Origin of the sequence: Escherichia sp. WS3063, assembly GCF_046486595.1 — a bacterium.
Lineage (GTDB): Bacteria > Pseudomonadota > Gammaproteobacteria > Enterobacterales > Enterobacteriaceae > Escherichia > Escherichia coli.
Genome location: NZ_JBJQKY010000005.1, coordinates 46,142 through 67,619, shown reverse-complemented (window position 1 = coordinate 67,619; position 21,478 = coordinate 46,142). Strand labels below are relative to the sequence as shown.

The 21,478-nt window shown below is 51.7% G+C and carries 20 protein-coding genes; 17 read left to right on the top strand and 3 right to left on the bottom strand.

From position 1 onward, the window contains the following. Window positions 1-25 precede the first annotated feature (25 nt). Window positions 26-3,211, bottom strand: a complete 3,186-nt coding sequence (gene rne / locus ACJHYW_RS06520; RefSeq protein ID WP_061092653.1) for a ribonuclease E — start codon at window positions 3,209-3,211, stop codon at window positions 26-28. Between the two features lie 572 nt (window positions 3,212-3,783). Here rne and rluC point away from each other — a divergent pair. Beyond that, window positions 3,784-4,743, top strand: coding sequence for a 23S rRNA pseudouridine(955/2504/2580) synthase RluC (gene rluC / locus ACJHYW_RS06515; protein ID WP_000846342.1), 960 nt, complete (start codon window positions 3,784-3,786; stop codon window positions 4,741-4,743). 111 nt (window positions 4,744-4,854) lie between these two features. Here the strand turns inward: rluC and yceF are convergent, their stop codons facing one another. Continuing rightward, window positions 4,855-5,439, bottom strand: coding sequence for a 7-methyl-GTP pyrophosphatase (gene yceF, locus ACJHYW_RS06510; protein ID WP_001125202.1), 585 nt, complete (start codon window positions 5,437-5,439; stop codon window positions 4,855-4,857). 198 nt (window positions 5,440-5,637) lie between these two features. Here yceF and yceD point away from each other — a divergent pair, with 198 nt between their 5' ends. The 14 genes from yceD (at window position 5,638) to ptsG (ending at window position 18,146) form a co-directional block, all read left to right on the top strand. After that, entirely contained in the window at window positions 5,638-6,159 is a 522-nt protein-coding gene (yceD, locus tag ACJHYW_RS06505) for a 23S rRNA accumulation protein YceD (protein WP_001174481.1), read from the top strand. 51 nt (window positions 6,160-6,210) lie between these two features. Next, window positions 6,211-6,384, top strand: a complete 174-nt coding sequence (gene rpmF / locus ACJHYW_RS06500) for a 50S ribosomal protein L32 (RefSeq protein WP_000290727.1) — start codon at window positions 6,211-6,213, stop codon at window positions 6,382-6,384. An 80-nt stretch (window positions 6,385-6,464) separates the two neighbouring features. Beyond that, the gene (gene plsX / locus ACJHYW_RS06495; RefSeq protein ID WP_000197578.1) at window positions 6,465-7,535 is read left to right on the top strand and encodes a phosphate acyltransferase PlsX; all 1,071 of its coding nucleotides are present in this window, start codon (window positions 6,465-6,467) and stop codon (window positions 7,533-7,535) included. 67 nt (window positions 7,536-7,602) lie between these two features. Continuing rightward, complete coding sequence (gene fabH / locus ACJHYW_RS06490) at window positions 7,603-8,556, top strand: beta-ketoacyl-ACP synthase III (protein WP_000288132.1); 954 nt, start codon at window positions 7,603-7,605, stop codon at window positions 8,554-8,556. Between the two features lie 15 nt (window positions 8,557-8,571). After that, window positions 8,572-9,501 (top strand): ACP S-malonyltransferase, encoded by a 930-nt coding sequence (gene fabD / locus ACJHYW_RS06485; RefSeq protein WP_000191372.1) that lies wholly within the window; start codon window positions 8,572-8,574, stop codon window positions 9,499-9,501. A gap of 12 nt (window positions 9,502-9,513) precedes the next feature. Next, window positions 9,514-10,248, top strand: a complete 735-nt coding sequence (gene fabG / locus ACJHYW_RS06480; protein WP_001008535.1) for a 3-oxoacyl-ACP reductase FabG — start codon at window positions 9,514-9,516, stop codon at window positions 10,246-10,248. Window positions 10,249-10,458: 210 nt separating this feature from the next. Next, window positions 10,459-10,695 carry an acyl carrier protein gene (gene acpP, locus ACJHYW_RS06475; RefSeq protein WP_000103754.1) on the top strand — a complete coding sequence of 79 codons (237 nt, stop codon included), beginning with the start codon at window positions 10,459-10,461 and terminating at the stop codon, window positions 10,693-10,695. Between the two features lie 87 nt (window positions 10,696-10,782). Beyond that, window positions 10,783-12,024: a beta-ketoacyl-ACP synthase II gene (gene fabF, locus ACJHYW_RS06470; protein ID WP_000044679.1), complete on the top strand. Its 1,242-nt coding sequence runs from the start codon at window positions 10,783-10,785 to the stop codon at window positions 12,022-12,024. 119 nt (window positions 12,025-12,143) lie between these two features. After that, complete coding sequence (pabC, locus tag ACJHYW_RS06465; protein ID WP_000478679.1) at window positions 12,144-12,953, top strand: aminodeoxychorismate lyase; 810 nt, start codon at window positions 12,144-12,146, stop codon at window positions 12,951-12,953. A gap of 2 nt (window positions 12,954-12,955) precedes the next feature. Further along, a complete protein-coding gene (yceG, locus tag ACJHYW_RS06460) occupies window positions 12,956-13,978 on the top strand; it encodes a cell division protein YceG (protein ID WP_000756838.1) in 1,023 nt (340 codons plus the stop codon). Continuing rightward, entirely contained in the window at window positions 13,968-14,609 is a 642-nt protein-coding gene (gene tmk / locus ACJHYW_RS06455; RefSeq protein WP_061092654.1) for a dTMP kinase, read from the top strand. Before yceG ends, tmk begins: the two co-directional genes overlap by 11 nt. Next, window positions 14,606-15,610, top strand: coding sequence for a DNA polymerase III subunit delta' (gene holB, locus ACJHYW_RS06450; protein ID WP_061092655.1), 1,005 nt, complete (start codon window positions 14,606-14,608; stop codon window positions 15,608-15,610). The genes tmk and holB overlap by 4 nt, the downstream gene beginning before the upstream one ends. A 10-nt stretch (window positions 15,611-15,620) precedes the next feature. Further along, a complete protein-coding gene (locus ACJHYW_RS06445) occupies window positions 15,621-16,418 on the top strand; it encodes a metal-dependent hydrolase (protein ID WP_000480245.1) in 798 nt (265 codons plus the stop codon). A gap of 294 nt (window positions 16,419-16,712) precedes the next feature. Further along, entirely contained in the window at window positions 16,713-18,146 is a 1,434-nt protein-coding gene (ptsG, locus tag ACJHYW_RS06440) for a PTS glucose transporter subunit IIBC (protein ID WP_000475719.1), read from the top strand. 59 nt (window positions 18,147-18,205) lie between these two features. Here the strand turns inward: ptsG and fhuE are convergent, their stop codons facing one another. Beyond that, entirely contained in the window at window positions 18,206-20,395 is a 2,190-nt protein-coding gene (gene fhuE / locus ACJHYW_RS06435; protein WP_061092656.1) for a ferric-rhodotorulic acid/ferric-coprogen receptor FhuE, read from the bottom strand. A 333-nt stretch (window positions 20,396-20,728) separates the two neighbouring features. Between fhuE and hinT the strand changes: the two genes are divergently transcribed. Both hinT and ACJHYW_RS06425 read left to right on the top strand, forming a co-directional pair. Further along, window positions 20,729-21,088, top strand: coding sequence for a purine nucleoside phosphoramidase (hinT, locus tag ACJHYW_RS06430; protein WP_001298479.1), 360 nt, complete (start codon window positions 20,729-20,731; stop codon window positions 21,086-21,088). Between the two features lie 2 nt (window positions 21,089-21,090). Continuing rightward, window positions 21,091-21,468, top strand: a complete 378-nt coding sequence (locus ACJHYW_RS06425; RefSeq protein WP_001225269.1) for a YcfL family protein — start codon at window positions 21,091-21,093, stop codon at window positions 21,466-21,468. Window positions 21,469-21,478: the final 10 nt, after the last annotated feature.

Here is a 21,478-nt window from a genome sequence, read left to right as displayed (position 1 = left end):
AGGGCTTGATTGCTTGAGCTAATTTTTACTCAACAGGTTGCGGACGCGCAGGAGCGGCAGAGGCATGATGCGTTGCCGTATGACCACCTGCGGCACCTTTGCCTTCGAAGGCAAAAGTAGGGCGCTGCCAGTCACTGTGACGCGGTGCCTCCGGAACATATTCCGGTGCCGGAGCGCGCGTCATTGGCGCGGTAGCGTGGTTATGCTCAACGGTGACCTCAGGTTTAACCGCGGCTACCGTTTCAACTTCTGCTGCGACTTCAGCGACGACTGGTGCGGCAGGTTGAGCAACAACTTCAGGTTCAGCAACCACAACCTCAGCAGTTTCGGCAACTTCTTCAATATCAGCCGTCTCTTCCTGCGGTTCAACCACCGGTTCTGCGTGTTCTGCAACTTCCTGGGCTACGGCAACATCAGACTCGGTAATCACCTGCGGCTGTTCAGTTACCGCGGCGGCAATTACTTCAGGATGCGTCGTTTCAACCACTTCCGGTTGCGGTTCGGCAACGTGAACGGGGGCTTCTACGACTTCAGCCACTTCTTCAACAACCGGTGCGCTAACAACCGGTTCGACAGCGGCGGCGACAGGGACCTCAGTCACCATCGGCTGCACTTGTACTTCTTCCTGTTCGCGCTGCTCTTCAACCTGTACATCTTGTGGACGTACAATCGGATAGCGGATCCAGACTTTGCCAGAGGCCAGTTCCGGAGACGCGCACGCTACGGTCAACGGCATTGGCGATTGGGTTGGATAACGCTCGTCACGATAGCGACGACGACGCTGACCACTCACGCGCAGGTGACGAGGCGAGCGGCGAGAACGACGCGGCATGCCACCGTTGTCACGGTTATCGGCATTGTTCTCTTCTTGCTGTTCTGGTGCAGCTTGCGCTACGACTGGCAGCGGGACTTTCACCAGTTCTGTGCGTGGAGCTGGCGCTTCCTGAACAATTGGTTCGCCAGCGACAGTTTCTTCAACCACCGGTGCGACTACCGCTTCTTCGGCTACGCTTTGCTCGTAACGCACTTTCTGATTGAGCTGACGCTGTTTACGACGCGGCTGAACCGGACGTACACGTTCTTCCTGTTCGGTTTCCTGAACAGATTGCTCTTCAACATTCAGCGCCTTCGCTTCTTGTTGCGCCTGACGTTTATCATCGTTACGGCGGCGGCTACGTTCACGACGCGGCGCTTGCTGCTCGTCGGTGGTACGCGCTTTTTCCGTTACCTCAGCCTGCTGACGGCTCTCACGCGTCTCGACAGTCTGCTGCTGTGCCTGGCGACGATTACGACGGTTTTCTTCGCGATTATCGCTGCCTTCTGTACGTTCACTACGGGAGTCGCGGCGCTCATTACGGTCACGGCGGTTGTTCTGACGAGGCTTGCGACGATCCTGTTGACGTTCCGGTTTCGCTTCTGCTTTCGGTGCTGGTTGCTCGGCCGGTTTGGTTTCTTCACCACCGCTGAACAGCGCTTTCAGTGCGCCGAAGAAGCGGCTCAACAACCCTGGTTGTGCAGGAGATGCTGGTGTTGCCGTTGCAGCTTTAGGTGCTGGGGCTACAACAGGCGCGGCAGGTTCAGCTGGCGTTGGCGCTGGCGGCACATCCGGCATGGCAAAGGTTGCCAGCGCAGGTTGTTCCGGACGCTTACGTTCAGCGAACTCTTCTTCAGACGGCAGCGCCATCGCTTCTTCATGCAGCTTCGGCAGCATGTAGCTTAAGGTTGGAGTTTCTTCCCCTTTACGCACGCGCAGCACATGGTAGTGCGGGGTTTCCATCTGATCGTTTGGCACAATCACACAGCGCACGCCGTCCTGACGAGTTTCAATCGCATTCACTGCAGAACGTTTTTCATTCAGCAGGTAAGACGCGATTGGCACAGGAACAATGGCGTGAACTTCCTGAGTGTTCTCTTTCAGCGCTTCTTCTTCGATCAGACGCAGAATAGAGAGCGACAACGATTCGTTGTCACGCACGGTACCGGTACCGGAGCAGCGCGGGCAGACGTGATGGCTGGATTCACCCAGTGATGGGCTCAGACGCTGACGGGACATTTCCAGCAGGCCAAAGCGAGAAATATGGCTGATTTGAATACGCGCACGGTCCTGACGCACCGCTTCACGCAGACGATTTTCTACCGCACGCTGGTGGCGTACTGGCGTCATGTCGATGAAGTCGATAACAATCAGGCCGCCGAGGTCACGCAGGCGCAGCTGACGAGCAATCTCATCGGCAGCTTCGAGGTTGGTGTTAAACGCGGTTTCTTCGATATCGCCGCCGCGGGTCGCGCGTGCGGAGTTGATGTCGATGGCGGTTAACGCTTCGGTGCTGTCGATAACAATGGAACCACCGGATGGCAGACGAACTTCACGCTGGAAGGCGGACTCAATCTGTGACTCGATCTGGTAGTGACTGAACAGCGGGATCTCGCCGGTGTACAGTTTGATTTTGCTGCTGAAATCCGGGCGACCTAATGCAGCGATATGCTGGCGTGCCAGTTCGAGCACTTTCGGGTTATCGATAAGGATTTCGCCGATGTCCTGACGTAAGTAATCGCGGAATGCGCGAACGATTACGTTGCTCTCCTGATGAATCAGGAACGGAGCCGGGCGGCTTTCAGCGGCTTTTTTGATGGCTTCCCAGTGTTTCAGACGGAAGCTTAAATCCCATTGCAGCGCCTCAGCAGATTTGCCGACGCCAGCGGTGCGCACGATAAGCCCCATGCCTTCCGGCAGTTCAAGGCTTGCCAGTGCTTCTTTTAATTCGGTACGGTCGTCGCCTTCGATACGACGAGAAATGCCACCCGCGCGCGGGTTGTTCGGCATCAGAACCAGATAGCTACCCGCCAGACTGATAAAGGTGGTTAAGGCCGCGCCTTTGTTGCCGCGCTCTTCTTTATCGATCTGAACAATGACTTCCTGACCTTCACGCAACACATCTTTAATGTTGGGACGACCATGAGCACTGTAGTTAGCAGGGAAATATTCGCGGGCAATTTCTTTTAGTGGGAGGAAACCGTGACGTTCAGCGCCGTAATCAACAAAAGCAGCTTCCAGACTCGGTTCAATGCGGGTGATTTTACCTTTGTAGATGTTTGCCTTTTTCTGCTCGTGCCCTGGACTTTCGATATCCAGGTCATACAGACGCTGCCCATCTACAAGGGCAACGCGCAACTCTTCCTGCTGAGTTGCGTTGATTAACATTCTTTTCATCGTAACTTACTCATTATTCTTACATTGACGACTAAGCTGCGGGCAAAGTAACGCCTTTCCGGGTGTGAACCGATGGCCTCGTGTCTAGTCGCGTCGCCAACCTCACGGTTATCGTCAGCTCAAAGAGGCGCAGAGTGTCGGTTGCCCGTTTTTCATGCGGAAAAACAGCGCAATTATCAAAGAAACAGACTGGGTATTACTCTCCAGAAATATTTCCATCTACCGGTAAGGACTGCAACCCGCAGCCCGCTAACTGCCTGAAAGATCAATACGTCTTACGCCATTGCTGCGTGGATGATCGGTCGGGCAAAATGGGTTATTCCGTAAAATTTCTTGTTTTAACAAGGATGGACACGGAAACGGCCTCATTATTCCACTGCAAGCCTTGTTATAGCAAGATGACTTTTACCATTTATCACCCGCTTACTCACAGTTTTTTCACTTCTTGCTGGTGATTGGTTTAATAACCATCAATAAAGTGATCACGTAGTGAAGTAATAAGGTGCAAAACTAAATATAAGCATAGAAAAATGAGTGGCGCGAATCCTGTTGGCTAATTAGAATCGCCCACCATGAAAACAGAGACTCCATCCGTAAAAATTGTTGCTATCACCGCTGACGAAGCGGGGCAACGTATCGATAACTTTTTGCGTACCCAATTGAAAGGTGTACCAAAAAGTATGATTTACCGTATTTTGCGTAAAGGCGAAGTGCGGGTGAACAAAAAACGTATTAAGCCTGAATATAAACTCGAAGCGGGTGATGAGGTACGTATCCCACCGGTTCGCGTTGCTGAACGGGAAGAAGAGGCGGTTTCGCCACATCTGCAAAAGGTGGCAGCGCTGGCGGACGTCATCTTATATGAAGATGACCATATCCTGGTGCTGAATAAACCTTCCGGTACGGCGGTACATGGCGGCAGTGGTTTAAGCTTCGGCGTTATCGAAGGTTTGCGGGCGTTGCGCCCGGAAGCGCGGTTCCTTGAACTGGTTCATCGTCTCGACCGGGACACTTCAGGTGTGTTGCTGGTAGCGAAAAAACGCTCGGCGTTGCGTTCTCTGCATGAGCAATTACGTGAAAAAGGGATGCAAAAAGATTACCTGGCGCTGGTGCGCGGTCAGTGGCAGTCGCATGTGAAGAGCGTTCAAGCGCCGTTATTGAAAAATATTCTGCAAAGCGGCGAACGTATTGTGCGTGTGAGTCAGGAAGGCAAACCGTCGGAAACACGCTTTAAAGTGGAAGAACGCTATGCATTTGCCACCCTGGTGCGTTGTAGCCCGGTAACAGGGCGTACTCATCAGATCCGTGTGCATACACAATATGCGGGTCATCCGATTGCCTTTGACGATCGCTACGGTGACCGTGAATTTGACAGACAGCTCACTGAAGCCGGCACGGGATTAAATCGTCTGTTCCTGCACGCCGCAGCGTTGAAGTTTACCCATCCGGGGACCGGAGAGGTGATGCGTATCGAAGCGCCGATGGATGATGGTTTGAAGCGTTGTTTGCAAAAACTGCGTAACGCGCGCTAATACGAGCATATAAGCATGATAATGGGCGGTTGGCCTGATAAGGCGTTCACGCCGCATCAGGCCGCCAGCACCGATTGCCGGATGCGACGTAACCGCATCCGGCGCAAACAACTATCCCATCAGCGGGTTTTTCCCTTCCCGACGTAACATCTGACACAGCGCGATTAGCGGTAAACCAACCAGCGTGTTAGGGTCTCGCCCCTCTAAACGCTCAAACAGCGTAATGCCAAATCCTTCACTCTTAAAGCTACCCGCGCAGTGCAGGGGATGCTCCTTACGCACGTAATTATCAATCTCCGCCTCGCTCAGGTGACGGAAATGGACGTCAAAAGGCTCCACTTCTGTTTGCAGATGCCCATTCGCCGAATTAAACAACGCCAGTCCAGTATAGAAGGTGACGATATTGCCGCTGGCTTTGCGTAATTGCAGACGGGCATTTTCTTCCGTTAACGGTTTACCGGTGATTTCGCCATCAAGAACACATACCTGGTCTGAACCAATAATTAAATGATCCGGATAACGTGACGCCAGAGATTGCGCTTTTTCTTGTGCCAGTCGAAGCACCAACTGTCGCGGTGATTCGTCGCTGCGTGGGGTTTCGTCGACCTCTGGTGCTGCACATTCAAAAGAGATTTGCAGTTTTTCCAGAAGAGCGCGACGCCAGGGCGAAGTGGAGGCTAAAATAAGTTTAGGCATATTTTTTTCCATCAGATATAGCGTATTGATGATAGCCATTTTAAACTATGCGCTTCGTTTTGCAGGTTGATGTTCGTTATCAGCACTGAACGAAAATAAAGCAGTAACCCGCAATGTGTGCGAATTATTGGCAAAAGGCAACCACAGGCTGCCTTTTTCTTTGACTCTATGACGTTACAAAGTTAATATGCGCGCCCTATGCAAAAGGTAAAATTACCCCTGACTCTCGATCCGGTTCGTACGGCTCAAAAACGCCTTGATTACCAGGGTATCTATACTCCTGATCAGGTTGAGCGCGTCGCCGAATCCGTAGTCAGTGTGGACAGTGATGTGGAATGCTCCATGTCGTTCGCTATCGATAACCAACGTCTCGCAGTGTTAAACGGCGATGCGAAGGTGACGGTAACGCTCGAGTGTCAGCGTTGCGGGAAGCCGTTTACTCATCAGGTCTACACAACGTATTGTTTTAGTCCTGTGCGTTCAGACGAACAGGCTGAAGCACTGCCGGAAGCGTATGAACCGATTGAGGTTAACGAATTCGGTGAAATCGATCTGCTTGCAATGGTTGAAGATGAAATCATCCTCGCCTTGCCGGTAGTTCCGGTGCATGATTCTGAACACTGTGAAGTGTCCGAAGCGGACATGGTCTTTGGTGAACTGCCTGAAGAAGCGCAAAAGCCAAACCCATTTGCCGTATTAGCCAGCTTAAAGCGTAAGTAATTGGTGCTCCCCGTTGGATCGGGGATAAACCGTAATTGAGGAGTAAGGTCCATGGCCGTACAACAGAATAAACCAACCCGTTCCAAACGTGGCATGCGTCGTTCCCATGACGCGCTGACCGCAGTCACCAGCCTGTCTGTAGACAAAACTTCTGGTGAAAAACACCTGCGTCACCACATCACTGCCGACGGTTACTACCGCGGCCGCAAGGTCATCGCTAAGTAATCACGCGTCTGCGTGATGAAGCTTAGTGAGGATTTTCCCCAGGCAACTGGGGAAAGACCAAACCGGGCGGCGACGATACCTTGACACGTCTAACCCTGGCGTTAGATGTCATGGGAGGGGATTTTGGCCCTTCCGTGACAGTGCCTGCAGCATTGCAGGCACTGAATTCTAATTCGCAACTCACTCTTCTTTTAGTCGGCAATCCCGACGCCATCACGCCATTACTTGCTAAAGCTGACTTTGAACAACGTTCGCGTCTGCAGATTATTCCTGCGCAGTCAGTTATCGCCAGTGATGCCCGGCCTTCGCAAGCTATCCGCGCCAGTCGTGGGAGTTCAATGCGCGTGGCCCTGGAGCTGGTGAAAGAAGGTCGAGCGCAAGCCTGTGTCAGTGCCGGTAATACCGGGGCGCTGATGGGGCTGGCAAAATTATTACTCAAGCCCCTGGAGGGGATTGAGCGTCCGGCGCTGGTGACGGTATTACCGCATCAGCAAAAGGGCAAAACGGTGGTCCTCGATTTAGGGGCCAACGTCGATTGTGACAGCACAATGTTGGTGCAATTTGCCATTATGGGCTCAGTCCTGGCTGAAGAGGTGGTGGAAATTCCCAATCCTCGCGTGGCGTTGCTCAATATTGGTGAAGAAGAAGTAAAGGGTCTCGACAGTATTCGGGATGCCTCAGCGGTGCTTAAAACAATCCCTTCTATCAATTATATCGGCTATCTTGAAGCCAATGAGTTGTTAACTGGCAAGACAGATGTGCTGGTTTGTGACGGCTTTACAGGAAATGTCACATTAAAGACGATGGAAGGTGTTGTCAGGATGTTCCTTTCTCTGCTGAAATCTCAGGGTGAAGGGAAAAAACGGTCGTGGTGGCTACTGTTATTAAAGCGTTGGCTACAAAAGAGCCTGACGAGGCGATTCAGTCACCTCAACCCCGACCAGTATAACGGCGCCTGTCTGTTAGGATTGCGCGGCACGGTGATAAAAAGTCATGGTGCAGCCAATCAGCGAGCTTTTGCGGTCGCGATTGAACAGGCAGTGCAGGCGGTGCAGCGACAAGTTCCTCAGCGAATTGCCGCTCGCCTGGAATCTGTATACCCAGCTGGTTTTGAGCTGCTGGACGGTGGCAAAAGCGGAACTCTGCGGTAGCAGGACGCTGCCAGTGAACTCGCAGTTTGCAAGTGACGGTATATAACCGAAAAGTGACTGAGCGTACATGTATACGAAGATTATTGGTACTGGCAGCTATCTGCCCGAACAAGTGCGGACAAACGCCGATTTGGAAAAAATGGTGGACACCTCTGACGAGTGGATTGTCACTCGTACCGGTATCCGCGAACGCCACATTGCCGCGCCAAACGAAACCGTTTCAACCATGGGCTTTGAAGCGGCGACACGCGCAATTGAGATGGCGGGCATTGAGAAAGACCAGATTGGCCTGATCGTTGTGGCAACGACTTCTGCTACGCACGCTTTCCCGAGCGCAGCTTGTCAGATTCAAAGCATGTTGGGCATTAAAGGTTGCCCGGCATTTGACGTTGCAGCAGCCTGCGCAGGTTTCACCTATGCATTAAGCGTAGCCGATCAATACGTGAAATCTGGGGCGGTGAAGTATGCTCTGGTCGTCGGTTCCGATGTACTGGCGCGCACCTGCGATCCAACAGATCGTGGGACTATTATTATTTTTGGCGATGGCGCGGGCGCTGCGGTGCTGGCTGCCTCTGAAGAGCCGGGAATCATCTCCACCCATCTGCATGCCGACGGTAGCTATGGTGAGTTGCTGACGCTGCCTAATGCTGACCGTGTGAATCCAGAGAATTCAATTCATCTGACGATGGCGGGCAACGAAGTCTTCAAGGTTGCGGTAACAGAACTGGCGCACATCGTTGATGAGACGCTGGCGGCGAATAATCTTGACCGTTCTCAACTGGACTGGCTGGTTCCGCATCAGGCTAACCTGCGTATTATCAGTGCAACGGCGAAAAAACTCGGTATGTCGATGGACAATGTCGTGGTGACGCTGGATCGCCACGGTAATACCTCTGCGGCCTCTGTCCCGTGCGCGCTGGATGAAGCTGTACGCGACGGGCGCATTAAGCCGGGGCAGTTGGTTCTGCTTGAAGCCTTTGGCGGTGGATTCACCTGGGGCTCCGCGCTGGTTCGTTTCTAGGATAAGGATTAAAACATGACGCAATTTGCATTTGTGTTCCCTGGACAGGGTTCTCAAACCGTTGGAATGCTGGCTGATATGGCGGCGAGCTATCCAATTGTCGAAGAAACGTTTGCTGAAGCTTCTGCGGCGCTGGGCTACGACCTGTGGGCGCTGACCCAGCAGGGGCCAGCTGAAGAACTGAATAAAACCTGGCAAACCCAGCCAGCGCTGTTGACTGCATCTGTTGCGCTGTATCGCGTATGGCAGCAGCAGGGCGGTAAAGCACCGGCAATGATGGCTGGTCACAGCTTGGGGGAATACTCCGCGCTGGTTTGCGCTGGTGTGATTGATTTCGCTGATGCGGTGCGTCTGGTTGAGATGCGCGGTAAGTTTATGCAAGAAGCCGTACCGGAAGGAACGGGGGCTATGGCGGCAATCATCGGTCTGGATGATGCGTCTATTGCGAAAGCGTGTGAAGAAGCTGCAGAAGGTCAGGTCGTTTCTCCGGTAAACTTTAACTCTCCGGGACAGGTGGTTATTGCCGGTCATAAAGAAGCAGTTGAGCGTGCTGGCGCTGCCTGTAAAGCTGCGGGCGCAAAACGCGCTCTGCCGTTACCAGTGAGCGTACCGTCTCACTGTGCGCTGATGAAACCAGCAGCCGACAAACTGGCAGTAGAATTAGCGAAAATCACCTTTAACGCACCAACAGTTCCTGTTGTGAATAACGTTGATGTGAAATGCGAAACCAATGGTGATGCCATCCGTGACGCACTGGTACGTCAGTTGTATAACCCGGTTCAGTGGACGAAGTCTGTTGAATACATGGCAGCGCAAGGCGTAGAACATCTCTATGAAGTCGGCCCGGGCAAAGTGCTTACTGGCCTGACGAAACGCATTGTCGACACCCTGACCGCCTCGGCGCTGAACGAACCTTCAGCGATGGCAGCGGCGCTCGAGCTTTAAAAGAGGAAAATCATGAATTTTGAAGGAAAAATCGCACTGGTAACCGGTGCAAGCCGCGGAATTGGCCGCGCAATTGCTGAAACGCTCGCAGCCCGTGGCGCGAAAGTTATTGGCACTGCGACCAGTGAAAATGGCGCTCAGGCGATCAGTGATTATTTAGGTGCCAACGGCAAAGGTCTGATGTTGAATGTGACCGACCCGGCATCTATCGAATCTGTTCTGGAAAAAATTCGCGCAGAATTTGGTGAAGTGGATATCCTGGTCAATAATGCCGGTATCACTCGTGATAACCTGTTAATGCGAATGAAAGATGAAGAGTGGAACGATATTATCGAAACCAACCTTTCATCTGTTTTCCGTCTGTCAAAAGCGGTAATGCGCGCTATGATGAAAAAGCGTCATGGTCGTATTATCACTATCGGTTCTGTGGTTGGTACCATGGGAAATGGCGGTCAGGCCAACTACGCTGCGGCGAAAGCGGGCTTGATCGGCTTCAGTAAATCACTGGCGCGCGAAGTTGCGTCACGCGGTATTACTGTAAACGTTGTTGCTCCGGGCTTTATTGAAACGGACATGACACGTGCGCTGAGCGATGACCAGCGTGCGGGTATCCTGGCGCAGGTTCCTGCGGGTCGCCTCGGCGGCGCACAGGAAATCGCCAACGCGGTTGCATTCCTGGCATCCGACGAAGCAGCTTACATCACGGGTGAAACTTTGCATGTGAACGGCGGGATGTACATGGTCTGACCGCGATTTGCACAAAATGCTCATGTTGCGCGCAGTCTGCGTGGTTATGAGTAATAATTAGTGCAAAATGATTTGCGTTATTGGGGGGTAAGGCCTCAAAATAACGTAAAATCGTGGTAAGACCTGCCGGGATTTAGTTGCAAATTTTTCAACATTTTATACACTACGAAAACCATCGCGAAAGCGAGTTTTGATAGGAAATTTAAGAGTATGAGCACTATCGAAGAACGCGTTAAGAAAATTATCGGCGAACAGCTGGGCGTTAAGCAGGAAGAAGTTACCAACAATGCTTCTTTCGTTGAAGACCTGGGCGCGGATTCTCTTGACACCGTTGAGCTGGTAATGGCTCTGGAAGAAGAGTTTGATACTGAGATTCCGGACGAAGAAGCTGAGAAAATCACCACCGTTCAGGCTGCCATTGATTACATCAACGGCCACCAGGCGTAAGTGAACATCTCCAGGCGGTCGTTCGACCGCCTGAGTTTTATCTTTTTGTCCCACTAGAATCATTTTTTCCCTCCCTGGAGGACAAACGTGTCTAAGCGTCGTGTAGTTGTGACCGGACTGGGCATGTTGTCTCCTGTCGGCAATACCGTAGAGTCTACCTGGAAAGCTCTGCTTGCCGGTCAGAGTGGCATCAGCCTAATCGACCATTTCGATACTAGCGCCTATGCAACGAAATTTGCTGGCTTAGTAAAGGATTTTAACTGTGAGGACATTATCTCGCGCAAAGAACAGCGCAAGATGGATGCCTTCATTCAATATGGAATTGTCGCTGGCGTTCAGGCCATGCAGGATTCTGGCCTTGAAATAACGGAAGAGAACGCAACCCGCATTGGTGCCGCAATTGGCTCCGGGATTGGCGGCCTCGGACTGATCGAAGAAAACCACACATCTCTGATGAACGGTGGTCCACGTAAGATCAGCCCATTCTTCGTTCCGTCAACGATTGTGAACATGGTGGCAGGTCATCTGACTATCATGTATGGCCTGCGTGGCCCAAGCATCTCTATCGCGACCGCCTGTACTTCCGGCGTGCACAACATTGGCCATGCTGCGCGTATTATCGCGTATGGCGATGCTGACGTGATGGTTGCAGGTGGCGCAGAGAAAGCCAGTACGCCGCTGGGCGTTGGTGGTTTTGGCGCGGCACGTGCATTATCTACCCGCAATGATAACCCGCAAGCGGCGAGCCGCCCGTGGGATAAAGAGCGTGATGGTTTCGTACTGGGCGATGGTGCCGGTATGCTGGTACTTGAAGAGTACGAACACGCGAAAAAACGCGGTGCGAAAATTTACGCTGAACTCGTCGGCTTTGGTATGAGCAGCGATGCTTATCATATGACGTCACCGCCAGAAAATGGCGCAGGTGCAGCTCTGGCGATGGCAAATGCTCTGCGTGATGCAGGCATTGAAGCGAGTCAGATTGGCTACGTTAACGCGCACGGTACTTCTACGCCGGCTGGCGATAAAGCTGAAGCGCAGGCGGTGAAAACCATCTTCGGTGAAGCTGCAAGCCGTGTGTTGGTAAGCTCCACGAAATCTATGACCGGTCACCTGTTAGGTGCGGCGGGTGCAGTAGAATCTATCTACTCCATCCTGGCGCTGCGCGATCAGGCTGTTCCGCCAACCATCAACCTGGATAACCCGGATGAAGGTTGCGATCTGGATTTCGTACCGCACGAAGCGCGCCAGGTAAGCGGAATGGAATACACGCTGTGTAACTCCTTCGGCTTCGGTGGCACTAATGGTTCTTTGATCTTTAAAAAGATCTAAGTTGTCATTTCCCACCCTTATAAAAGGTCCGCTTGCGGGCCTTTTTTCTTAGCTTTTATTCCGACTTGTTCCGTAGTGAACATGCTGCCACACTAACAATTCTCTGATAAGGAGCCGGTATGTTCTTAATTAACGGTCATAAGCAGGAATCGCTGGCAGTAAGCGATCGGGCAACGCAGTTTGGTGATGGTTGTTTTACCACCGCCAGAGTTATCGACGGTAAAGTCAGTTTGTTATCGGCGCATATCCAGCGACTACAGGATGCTTGTCAGCGGTTGATGATTTCCTGTGACTTCTGGCCTCAGCTTGAACTAGAGATGAAAACGCTGGCAGCAGAACAGCAAAATGGTGTGCTGAAAGTGGTGATCAGTCGCGGTAGTGGCGGGCGAGGATACAGCACATTGAACAGCGGACCGGCAACGCGGATTCTCTCCGTTACGGTTTATCCCGCACATTACGACCGTTTGCGTAACGAGGGGATGACGTTGGCGCTAAGCCCGGTGCGGCTGGGGCGCAATCCTCATCTTGCAGGTATTAAACATCTTAATCGGCTTGAGCAAGTATTGATCCGCTCTCATCTTGAGCAGACAAACGCTGATGAGGCGCTGGTCCTTGACAGCGAAGGGTGGGTTACGGAATGCTGTGCGGCTAATTTGTTCTGGCGGAAGGGCAACGTAGTTTATACGCCGCGACTGGATCAGGCAGGTGTTAACGGCATTATGCGACAATTCTGTATCCGTTTACTGGCACAATCCTCTTATCAGCTTGTCGAAGTGCAAGCCTCGCTGGAGGAGGCGTTGCAGGCAGATGAGATGGTTATTTGTAATGCGTTAATGCCAGTGATGCCCGTACGTGCCTGTGGCGATGTCTCCTTTTCGTCAGCAACGTTATATGAATATTTAGCCCCACTTTGTGAGCGCCCGAATTAGTCATGAAAAAAGTGTTATTGATTATCTTGTTATTGCTGGTGGTACTGGGTATCGCCGCTGGTGTGGGCGTCTGGAAGGTTCGCCATCTTGCCGACAGCAAATTGCTTATCAAAGAAGAGACGATATTTACCCTGAAGCCAGGGACCGGACGTCTGGCGCTAGGTGAACAGCTTTATGCCGATAAGATCATCAATCGCCCACGGGTTTTTCAATGGCTGCTGCGTATCGAACCGGATCTTTCTCACTTTAAAGCCGGGACTTACCGCTTTACACCGCAGATGACCGTGCGCGAGATGCTGAAATTGCTGGAAAGCGGTAAAGAAGCACAGTTCCCTCTGCGACTGGTAGAAGGGATGCGTCTGAGCGATTACCTCAAGCAATTGCGTGAGGCCCCGTATATCAAGCATACGCTGAGCGACGATAAGTACGCCACCGTAGCGCAGGCACTTGAACTGGAAAACCCAGAGTGGATTGAAGGTTGGTTCTGGCCAGACACCTGGATGTATACCGCCAATACCACCGATGTCGCGTTACTCAAGCGAGCGCACAAGAAAATGGTGAAAGCGGTCGATAGCGCCTGGGAAGGGCGTGCGGACGGTCTGCCCTATAAAGATAAAAACCAGCTGGTGACGATGGCATCAATTATCGAAAAAGAAACCGCCGTTGCCAGTGAACGCGATCAGGTTGCCTCGGTATTTATCAACCGGTTACGCATTGGTATGCGCCTGCAGACCGACCCGACCGTGATTTACGGGATGGGAGAGCGTTATAATGGCAAACTTTCTCGTGCAGACCTGGAAACGCCGACAGCGTATAACACCTATACCATTACCGGTTTGCCGCCAGGTGCAATAGCTACGCCGGGGGCGGATTCGCTGAAGGCTGCTGCGCATCCGGCAAAAACGCCGTATCTCTATTTTGTGGCCGATGGTAAAGGTGGTCACACGTTTAATACCAATCTTGCCAGTCATAACAAGTCTGTGCAGGATTATCTGAAAGTGCTTAAGGAAAAAAATGCGCAGTAAGTATATCGTCATTGAGGGGCTGGAAGGCGCAGGCAAAACTACCGCGCGTAACGTGGTGGTTGAGACGCTCGAGCAACTGGGTATCCGCGACATGGTTTTCACTCGGGAACCTGGCGGTACGCAACTTGCCGAAAAGTTAAGAAGCCTGGTGCTGGATATCAAATCGGTAGGCGATGAAGTCATTACCGATAAAGCCGAAGTTCTGATGTTTTATGCCGCGCGCGTTCAACTGGTAGAAACGGTCATCAAACCTGCGCTGGCTAACGGCGCCTGGGTGATTGGCGATCGCCACGATCTCTCCACTCAGGCGTATCAGGGCGGCGGACGTGGTATTGACCAACATATGCTGGCAACATTGCGTGATGCTGTTCTCGGGGATTTTCGCCCCGACTTAACGCTCTATCTCGATGTTACCCCGGAAGTTGGCTTAAAACGCGCGCGTGCGCGCGGCGAACTGGATCGTATTGAGCAAGAGTCTTTCGATTTTTTTAATCGCACCCGCGCCCGCTATCTGGAACTAGCAGCACAAGATAAAAGCATTCATACCATTGATGCCACCCAGCCGCTGGAGTCCGTGATGGATGCAATCCGCACTACCGTGACCCACTGGGTGAAGGAGTTGGACGCATGAGATGGTATCCATGGTTACGACCTGATTTCGAAAAACTGGTAGCCAGCTATCAGGCCGGAAGAGGTCACCATGCGCTACTCATTCAGGCGTTACCGGGCATGGGTGATGATGCTTTAATCTACGCCCTGAGCCGTTATTTACTCTGCCAACAACCGCAGGGCCACAAAAGTTGCGGTCACTGTCGTGGATGTCAGTTGATGCAGGCTGGCACACATCCCGATTACTACACCCTGGCTCCCGAAAAAGGGAAAAATGCGCTGGGCATTGATGCGGTACGTGAGGTCACCGAAAAGCTGAATGAGCACGCACGCTTAGGTGGTGCGAAAGTTGTCTGGGTAACCGATGCTGCCTTACTAACCGACGCCGCGGCTAACGCATTGCTGAAAACGCTTGAAGAGCCACCAGCAGAAACCTGGTTTTTCCTGGCTACCCGCGAGCCAGAACGTTTACTGGCAACATTACGTAGTCGTTGTCGGTTACATTACCTTGCGCCGCCGCCGGAACAGTACGCCGTGACCTGGCTTTCACGCGAAGTGACAATGTCACAGGATGCACTACTTGCCGCATTGCGCTTAAGCGCCGGTTCGCCTGGGGCGGCACTGGCGTTGTTTCAGGGAGATAACTGGCAGGCTCGTGAAACATTGTGTCAGGCGCTGGCATATAGCGTGCAATCGGGCGACTGGTATTCGCTGCTAGCGGCCCTTAATCATGAACAAGCTCCGGCGCGTTTACACTGGCTGGCAACGTTGCTGATGGATGCGCTAAAACGCCATCATGGCGCTGCGCAGGTGACCAATGTTGATGTGCCGGGCCTGGTCGTCGAACTGGCAAACCATCTATCTCCCTCGCGCCTGCAGGCTATACTGGGGGATGTTTGCCACATTCGTGAACAGTTAATGTCTGTCACAGGCATCAACCGCGAGCTTCTCATCATCGATCTTTTACTGCGTATTGAGCATTACCTGCAACCGGGCGTTGTGCTACCGGTTCCTCATCTTTAAGAGAGACATCATGTTTTTAGTCGACTCACACTGCCATCTCGATGGTCTGGATTATGAATCTTTGCATAAGGACGTGGATGACGTTCTGGCGAAAGCCGCCGCACGCGATGTGAAATTTTGTCTGGCAGTCGCCACAACATTACCGGGTTATTTACACATGCGGGATCTGGTAGGCGAACGTGACAACGTCGTATTTTCTTGTGGCGTGCATCCACTCAACCAGAATGATCCCTACGATGTAGAAGATTTACGCCGTCTGGCGGCAGAAGAGGGCGTTGTTGCGCTGGGTGAAACCGGGTTGGATTATTATTACACGCCGGAAACTAAAGTACGGCAGCAAGAGTCCTTCATCCATCATATCCAGATTGGTCGTGAACTGAACAAGCCGGTTATCGTCCACACCCGTGACGCCCGCGCCGATACGCTGGCAATTCTGCGCGAAGAAAAAGTGACGGATTGCGGTGGCGTACTACACTGTTTTACAGAGGACAGAGAAACGGCGGGTAAATTACTGGATCTCGGATTTTACATCTCCTTTTCCGGCATTGTGACCTTCCGTAATGCGGAGCAACTGCGCGATGCCGCGCGTTATGTCCCCCTGGATCGGTTACTGGTGGAAACTGACTCACCTTACCTTGCGCCAGTACCGCATCGAGGAAAAGAGAATCAACCTGCGATGGTTCGTGACGTTGCAGAATACATGGCTGTGTTGAAAGGTGTTGCCGTTGAAGAACTGGCGCAGGTAACCACCGATAACTTCGCCCGTCTGTTTCACATCGACGCTTCCCGCCTTCAATCCATCCGTTGAATGAGTTTTTTTAAAGCTCGTAATTAATGGCTAAAACGAGTAAAGTTCACCGCCGAAAATTGGGCGGTGAATAACCACGTTTGAAATATTGTGACATATGTTTTGTCAAAATGTGCAACTTCTCCAATGATCTGAAGTTGAAACGTGATAGCCGTCAAACAAATCGGCACTGAATTATTTTACTCTGTGTAATAAATAAAGGGCGCTTAGATGCCCTGTACACGGCGAGGCTCTCCCCCCTTGCCACGCGTGAGAACGTAAAAAAAGCACCCATACTCAGGAGCACTCTCAATTATGTTTAAGAATGCATTTGCTAACCTGCAAAAGGTCGGTAAATCGCTGATGCTGCCGGTATCCGTACTGCCTATCGCAGGTATTCTGCTGGGCGTCGGTTCCGCGAATTTCAGCTGGCTGCCCGCCGTTGTATCGCATGTTATGGCAGAAGCAGGCGGTTCCGTCTTTGCAAACATGCCACTGATTTTTGCGATCGGTGTCGCCCTCGGCTTTACCAATAACGATGGCGTATCCGCGCTGGCCGCAGTTGTTGCCTATGGCATCATGGTTAAAACCATGGCCGTGGTTGCGCCACTGGTACTGCATTTACCTGCTGAAGAAATCGCCTCTAAACACCTGGCGGATACTGGCGTACTCGGAGGGATTATCTCCGGTGCGATCGCAGCGTACATGTTTAACCGTTTCTACCGTATTAAGCTGCCTGAGTATCTTGGCTTCTTTGCCGGTAAACGCTTTGTGCCGATCATTTCAGGCCTGGCTGCCATCTTTACTGGCGTTGTGCTGTCCTTCATTTGGCCGCCTATTGGTTCTGCAATCCAGACCTTCTCTCAGTGGGCTGCTTACCAGAACCCGGTAGTTGCGTTTGGCATTTACGGTTTCATCGAACGTTGCCTGGTACCGTTTGGTCTGCACCACATCTGGAACGTACCTTTCCAGATGCAGATTGGTGAATACACCAACGCAGCAGGTCAGGTTTTCCACGGCGACATTCCGCGTTATATGGCGGGTGACCCGACTGCGGGTAAACTGTCAGGTGGCTTCCTGTTCAAAATGTACGGTCTGCCAGCTGCCGCAATTGCTATCTGGCACTCTGCTAAACCAGAAAACCGCGCGAAAGTGGGCGGTATTATGATCTCCGCGGCGCTGACCTCGTTCCTGACCGGTATCACCGAGCCGATCGAGTTCTCCTTCATGTTCGTTGCGCCGATCCTGTACATCATCCACGCGATTCTGGCAGGCCTGGCATTCCCAATCTGTATTCTTTTGGGGATGCGTGACGGTACGTCGTTCTCGCACGGTCTGATCGACTTCATCGTTCTGTCTGGTAACAGCAGCAAACTGTGGCTGTTCCCGATCGTCGGTATCGGTTATGCCATTGTTTACTACACCATCTTCCGCGTGCTGATTAAAGCACTGGATCTGAAAACGCCGGGTCGTGAAGACGCGACTGAAGATGCAAAAGCGACAGGTACCAGCGAAATGGCACCGGCTCTGGTTGCTGCATTTGGTGGTAAAGAAAACATTACTAACCTCGACGCATGTATTACCCGTCTGCGCGTCAGCGTTGCTGATGTGTCTAAAGTGGATCAGGCTGGCCTGAAGAAACTGGGCGCAGCGGGCGTAGTGGTTGCTGGTTCTGGTGTTCAGGCGATTTTCGGTACTAAATCCGATAACCTGAAAACCGAGATGGATGAGTACATCCGTAACCACTAATCCGTAAGACGTTGGGGAGACTAAGGCAGCCAGATGGCTGCCTTTTTTACAGGTGTTATTCAGAATTGATACGTGCCGGTAATGCTGAAATTACGCGGTGCGCCGTAGACGATAGAACCTTCCACGTTGGTATCGTAGGTTTTGTCGAACAGGTTATTGACGTTCCCCTGTAACGAGAAGTTTTTCGTCACCTGGTAGCGGGTGAAGAGATCCACCAGCGCGTAGCTACCTTGCTCGGCGCGGAAGGTGCCATACGGTGTCACGGTGTCGGTATACACGCGATTTTGCCAGTTAACACCACCGCCGACCGTCAACTCTGGCATGACAGGCAACCGATAGCTGGTGAACATTTTAACCGTGGTGCGTGGCAGATTAGGATTAACGGCGTTTCCTTCGTTATCCTCTGCAATATAGCGCGTTGCGCCAAACGTCAGCTGCCAGTTGTCGGTAATTGCGCCGTTGAGTTCAAATTCCACACCTTTACTGACTGTCCCATCCACCGCTTTATAGGCGGTTTCGCCGTTGCTGCCGGGGATAGGTGTACCGGTGGACTGAGCGACATTATCCTGCTCAATACGGAAGATGGCTAACGTGGTGGTCAGACGGCTATTCATCCAGTCCGATTTCAGACCCAACTCGTAGTTGTTACCGGTGATTGGAGCCAGATATTTGCCTGAACTGTCACGATCATTTTGCGGCTGGAAAATAGAGGTATAGCTGGCGTAGGTCGACCAGTTGTCATTGATGTCAAACACCAGACCAGCATAAGGCGTGGTGTGGTTTTTCTCCATGCTGTAAGTCAGCGTATCAACCCGCCAGTTGGTATAACGAGCGCCGAGGATCAGATGCAGCGGATCGGCAAGGGTGACACGAGTGGCAGCATATAACGATTTCATATGTGTGGTATCGTCCTGCGCCAGGCTCTGTGGTGACCAGTCGGTTTGTGGGAAATTGCCATTAAAGTTGTAGAAACTGCCAATTTCATCCGGGAAGATGTTGGCCCATGAACTGATGTAACGATTGTTTTGTTTGCTGTAACTGCCACCAAACATTAGATTGTGCTGACGACCAAACAATTCATAACTACCGTCAGCAAACAAATCCAGCGCATCAACTTTACGTTTGCCGCTGTTCCAACCGGTGCCGCCGACATAATCAAAACCAGGTCCATAATTACTGTATGGCCCAACCAGCATACCATCCGCTTTGTTTACATAGGCATCGACATACATCATTTTACTGTCAAATTCGACTTCGGAGTGGGTGGCATTCAGTGTCGCTTGCCAGGTATCAGCAAACCGCTGCTTGAGGGTCATAAAGACCTTGTTGATCTCTTTATCGTTATACGCCCAGTCAGGTGCGGTACTGCGTGCGCGATCGTAACTGTTGCTGCTGCCATCAGTATTCCAGCGCGGTAAACCGCCCCAGGTTGGGCTATTAACATCAATGCGCTGATATTCGTAACCGGCTGAAAGCGTCGTAAGATCGCCTAAATCAGCATCGACAATGCCGGAGAAGAAGGTTTTTTCACTGTTGTAGCGGTCCAGCCATGAGTCGTTATTCTGGTAGCCGCCGACAATTCGCGCGCGGATTTTACCATCTTCGGTGAGTGGGCTTTGTAAATCCGCCACATACCGTTCTTTGTTCCAGCTACCGTATTCCGCCGAGACATCGCCTTTAAATTCACGACTGGTCGCGTGTTTTCGAATCATATTAATTGCCGCAGATGGATTACCCGTCCCGGTCATGAGTCCTGTCGCGCCACGCACTACTTCTACGCGTTCAAACAGTGCCATATCAGAAAGTGCGTCGCCCAGATTCCAGCGCGATTCAAAATAGGTGGGGATACCATCAACCATATAGTTATCGATCTGGAATCCGCGGGAATAATAAAGAGCACGATCGGAATCCGCCTGACTTTTGCTGATCCCCAGCGTGTTTTCCATCACTTCGCCCAGCGTTTGTAACTGCTGATCTTCCATCCGCTGCTGGCTAACAATAGTGACCGACTGAGGAATATCACGTTGAGTCATCTGCATTTTTGTACCCGCAGAGGTAGACGTTACGTTGTAATCATTTTCGCCATCATCTGGGGCTGTGGCTGAACCCTCAACAATCACCGTTTCTTCAGTGACTGGTGCAGCAAAAGCGGCGGAAGGTAATAGTGCCAGTGCTATGCAACCGGCAAGGAGTGACGGTTTGATGATGGCTTGATGTTGATTATCCCTGTTAAATTGTGTCGAAAGCATTTGAAATCTCTTGGTTTATGTTGGCGTCAGGCTCATGCCGGAGCAGGGTGATGAGCGGTTATATTTAGTGTGCGAATAATTTTGTATGTAAATGCAAATGAGAAATATACGCATTCACATTTGGCGTGTAAACCAAACAGAGAATGTCTTTTCAGCGCATTCGCAGGCAGAAATGGGAATAATGGCGATATATACGGCAGCAAAACGATTTTTTGCTTAAGAAATCGTGAGTTAAGGTTGAAAGAGCAGGTTTAACTCGACCATACTCTATACTCGCAGTGTGGCGCGGCGTAGCATGGCGCAACGCATGGCTATTTGAAAAAGGAAAATGTCGTGGCAGAAGAAACTATATTCAGCAAAATTATTCGTCGTGAGATCCCCTCCGATATCGTCTACCAGGATGATCTGGTAACGGCGTTTCGCGATATTTCGCCGCAAGCGCCAACGCATATTCTGATCATTCCGAATATCCTCATTCCGACTGTGAACGACGTGTCAGCTGAGCATGAGCAGGCGCTGGGACGCATGATCACCGTAGCGGCAAAAATTGCTGAGCAAGAAGGTATTGCCGAAGATGGTTATCGTCTGATCATGAACACCAACCGCCATGGCGGACAAGAGGTTTACCACATCCATATGCATTTGTTGGGTGGTCGTCCGCTGGGACCAATGCTGACGCATAAAGGTCTGTAACGATGAGAAAAGGATGCTTTGGGCTGATGTCTCTGGCGTTGTTAGTGCTGGTGGGCTGTCGTTCACATCCGGAAATTCCGGTGAATGATGAGCAATCGCTGGTGATGGAGTCATCTTTATTGGCTGCGGGCATCAGTGCAGAAAAGCCCGTCCTTTCGACATCTGATATTCAACCTTCAGCATCCTCAACGCTTTATAACGAAAGGCAAGAACCCGTTACCGTTCATTATCGTTTTTACTGGTATGACGCCAGAGGGCTGGAGATGCATCCTCTGGAAAGGCCACGCAGCGTTACCATTCCCGCACATTCGGCGGTAACGCTGTACGGCAGCGCCAATTTTCTGGGGGCGCACAAAGTCAGACTTTATCTATATTTGTAAGGGGTGAATC

Bases quoted from the DNA above. Each gene is read 5' to 3' on its own strand.
- yceF (WP_001125202.1), bottom strand. From the start codon at position 5,439: ATGCCTAAACTTATTTTAGCCTCCACTTCGCCCTGGCGTCGCGCTCTT.
- holB (WP_061092655.1), top strand. From the start codon at position 14,606: ATGAGATGGTATCCATGGTTACGACCTGATTTCGAAAAACTGGTAGCC.
- fabH (WP_000288132.1), top strand. From the start codon at position 7,603: ATGTATACGAAGATTATTGGTACTGGCAGCTATCTGCCCGAACAAGTG.
- rne (WP_061092653.1), bottom strand. From the start codon at position 3,211: ATGAAAAGAATGTTAATCAACGCAACTCAGCAGGAAGAGTTGCGCGTT.
- yceD (WP_001174481.1), top strand. From the start codon at position 5,638: ATGCAAAAGGTAAAATTACCCCTGACTCTCGATCCGGTTCGTACGGCT.
- tmk (WP_061092654.1), top strand. From the start codon at position 13,968: ATGCGCAGTAAGTATATCGTCATTGAGGGGCTGGAAGGCGCAGGCAAA.
- yceG (WP_000756838.1), top strand. From the start codon at position 12,956: ATGAAAAAAGTGTTATTGATTATCTTGTTATTGCTGGTGGTACTGGGT.
- ptsG (WP_000475719.1), top strand. From the start codon at position 16,713: ATGTTTAAGAATGCATTTGCTAACCTGCAAAAGGTCGGTAAATCGCTG.
- pabC (WP_000478679.1), top strand. From the start codon at position 12,144: ATGTTCTTAATTAACGGTCATAAGCAGGAATCGCTGGCAGTAAGCGAT.
- ACJHYW_RS06425 (WP_001225269.1), top strand. From the start codon at position 21,091: ATGAGAAAAGGATGCTTTGGGCTGATGTCTCTGGCGTTGTTAGTGCTG.
- fhuE (WP_061092656.1), bottom strand. From the start codon at position 20,395: ATGCTTTCGACACAATTTAACAGGGATAATCAACATCAAGCCATCATC.
- rpmF (WP_000290727.1), top strand. From the start codon at position 6,211: ATGGCCGTACAACAGAATAAACCAACCCGTTCCAAACGTGGCATGCGT.
- acpP (WP_000103754.1), top strand. From the start codon at position 10,459: ATGAGCACTATCGAAGAACGCGTTAAGAAAATTATCGGCGAACAGCTG.
- ACJHYW_RS06445 (WP_000480245.1), top strand. From the start codon at position 15,621: ATGTTTTTAGTCGACTCACACTGCCATCTCGATGGTCTGGATTATGAA.
- fabG (WP_001008535.1), top strand. From the start codon at position 9,514: ATGAATTTTGAAGGAAAAATCGCACTGGTAACCGGTGCAAGCCGCGGA.
- rluC (WP_000846342.1), top strand. From the start codon at position 3,784: ATGAAAACAGAGACTCCATCCGTAAAAATTGTTGCTATCACCGCTGAC.
- fabD (WP_000191372.1), top strand. From the start codon at position 8,572: ATGACGCAATTTGCATTTGTGTTCCCTGGACAGGGTTCTCAAACCGTT.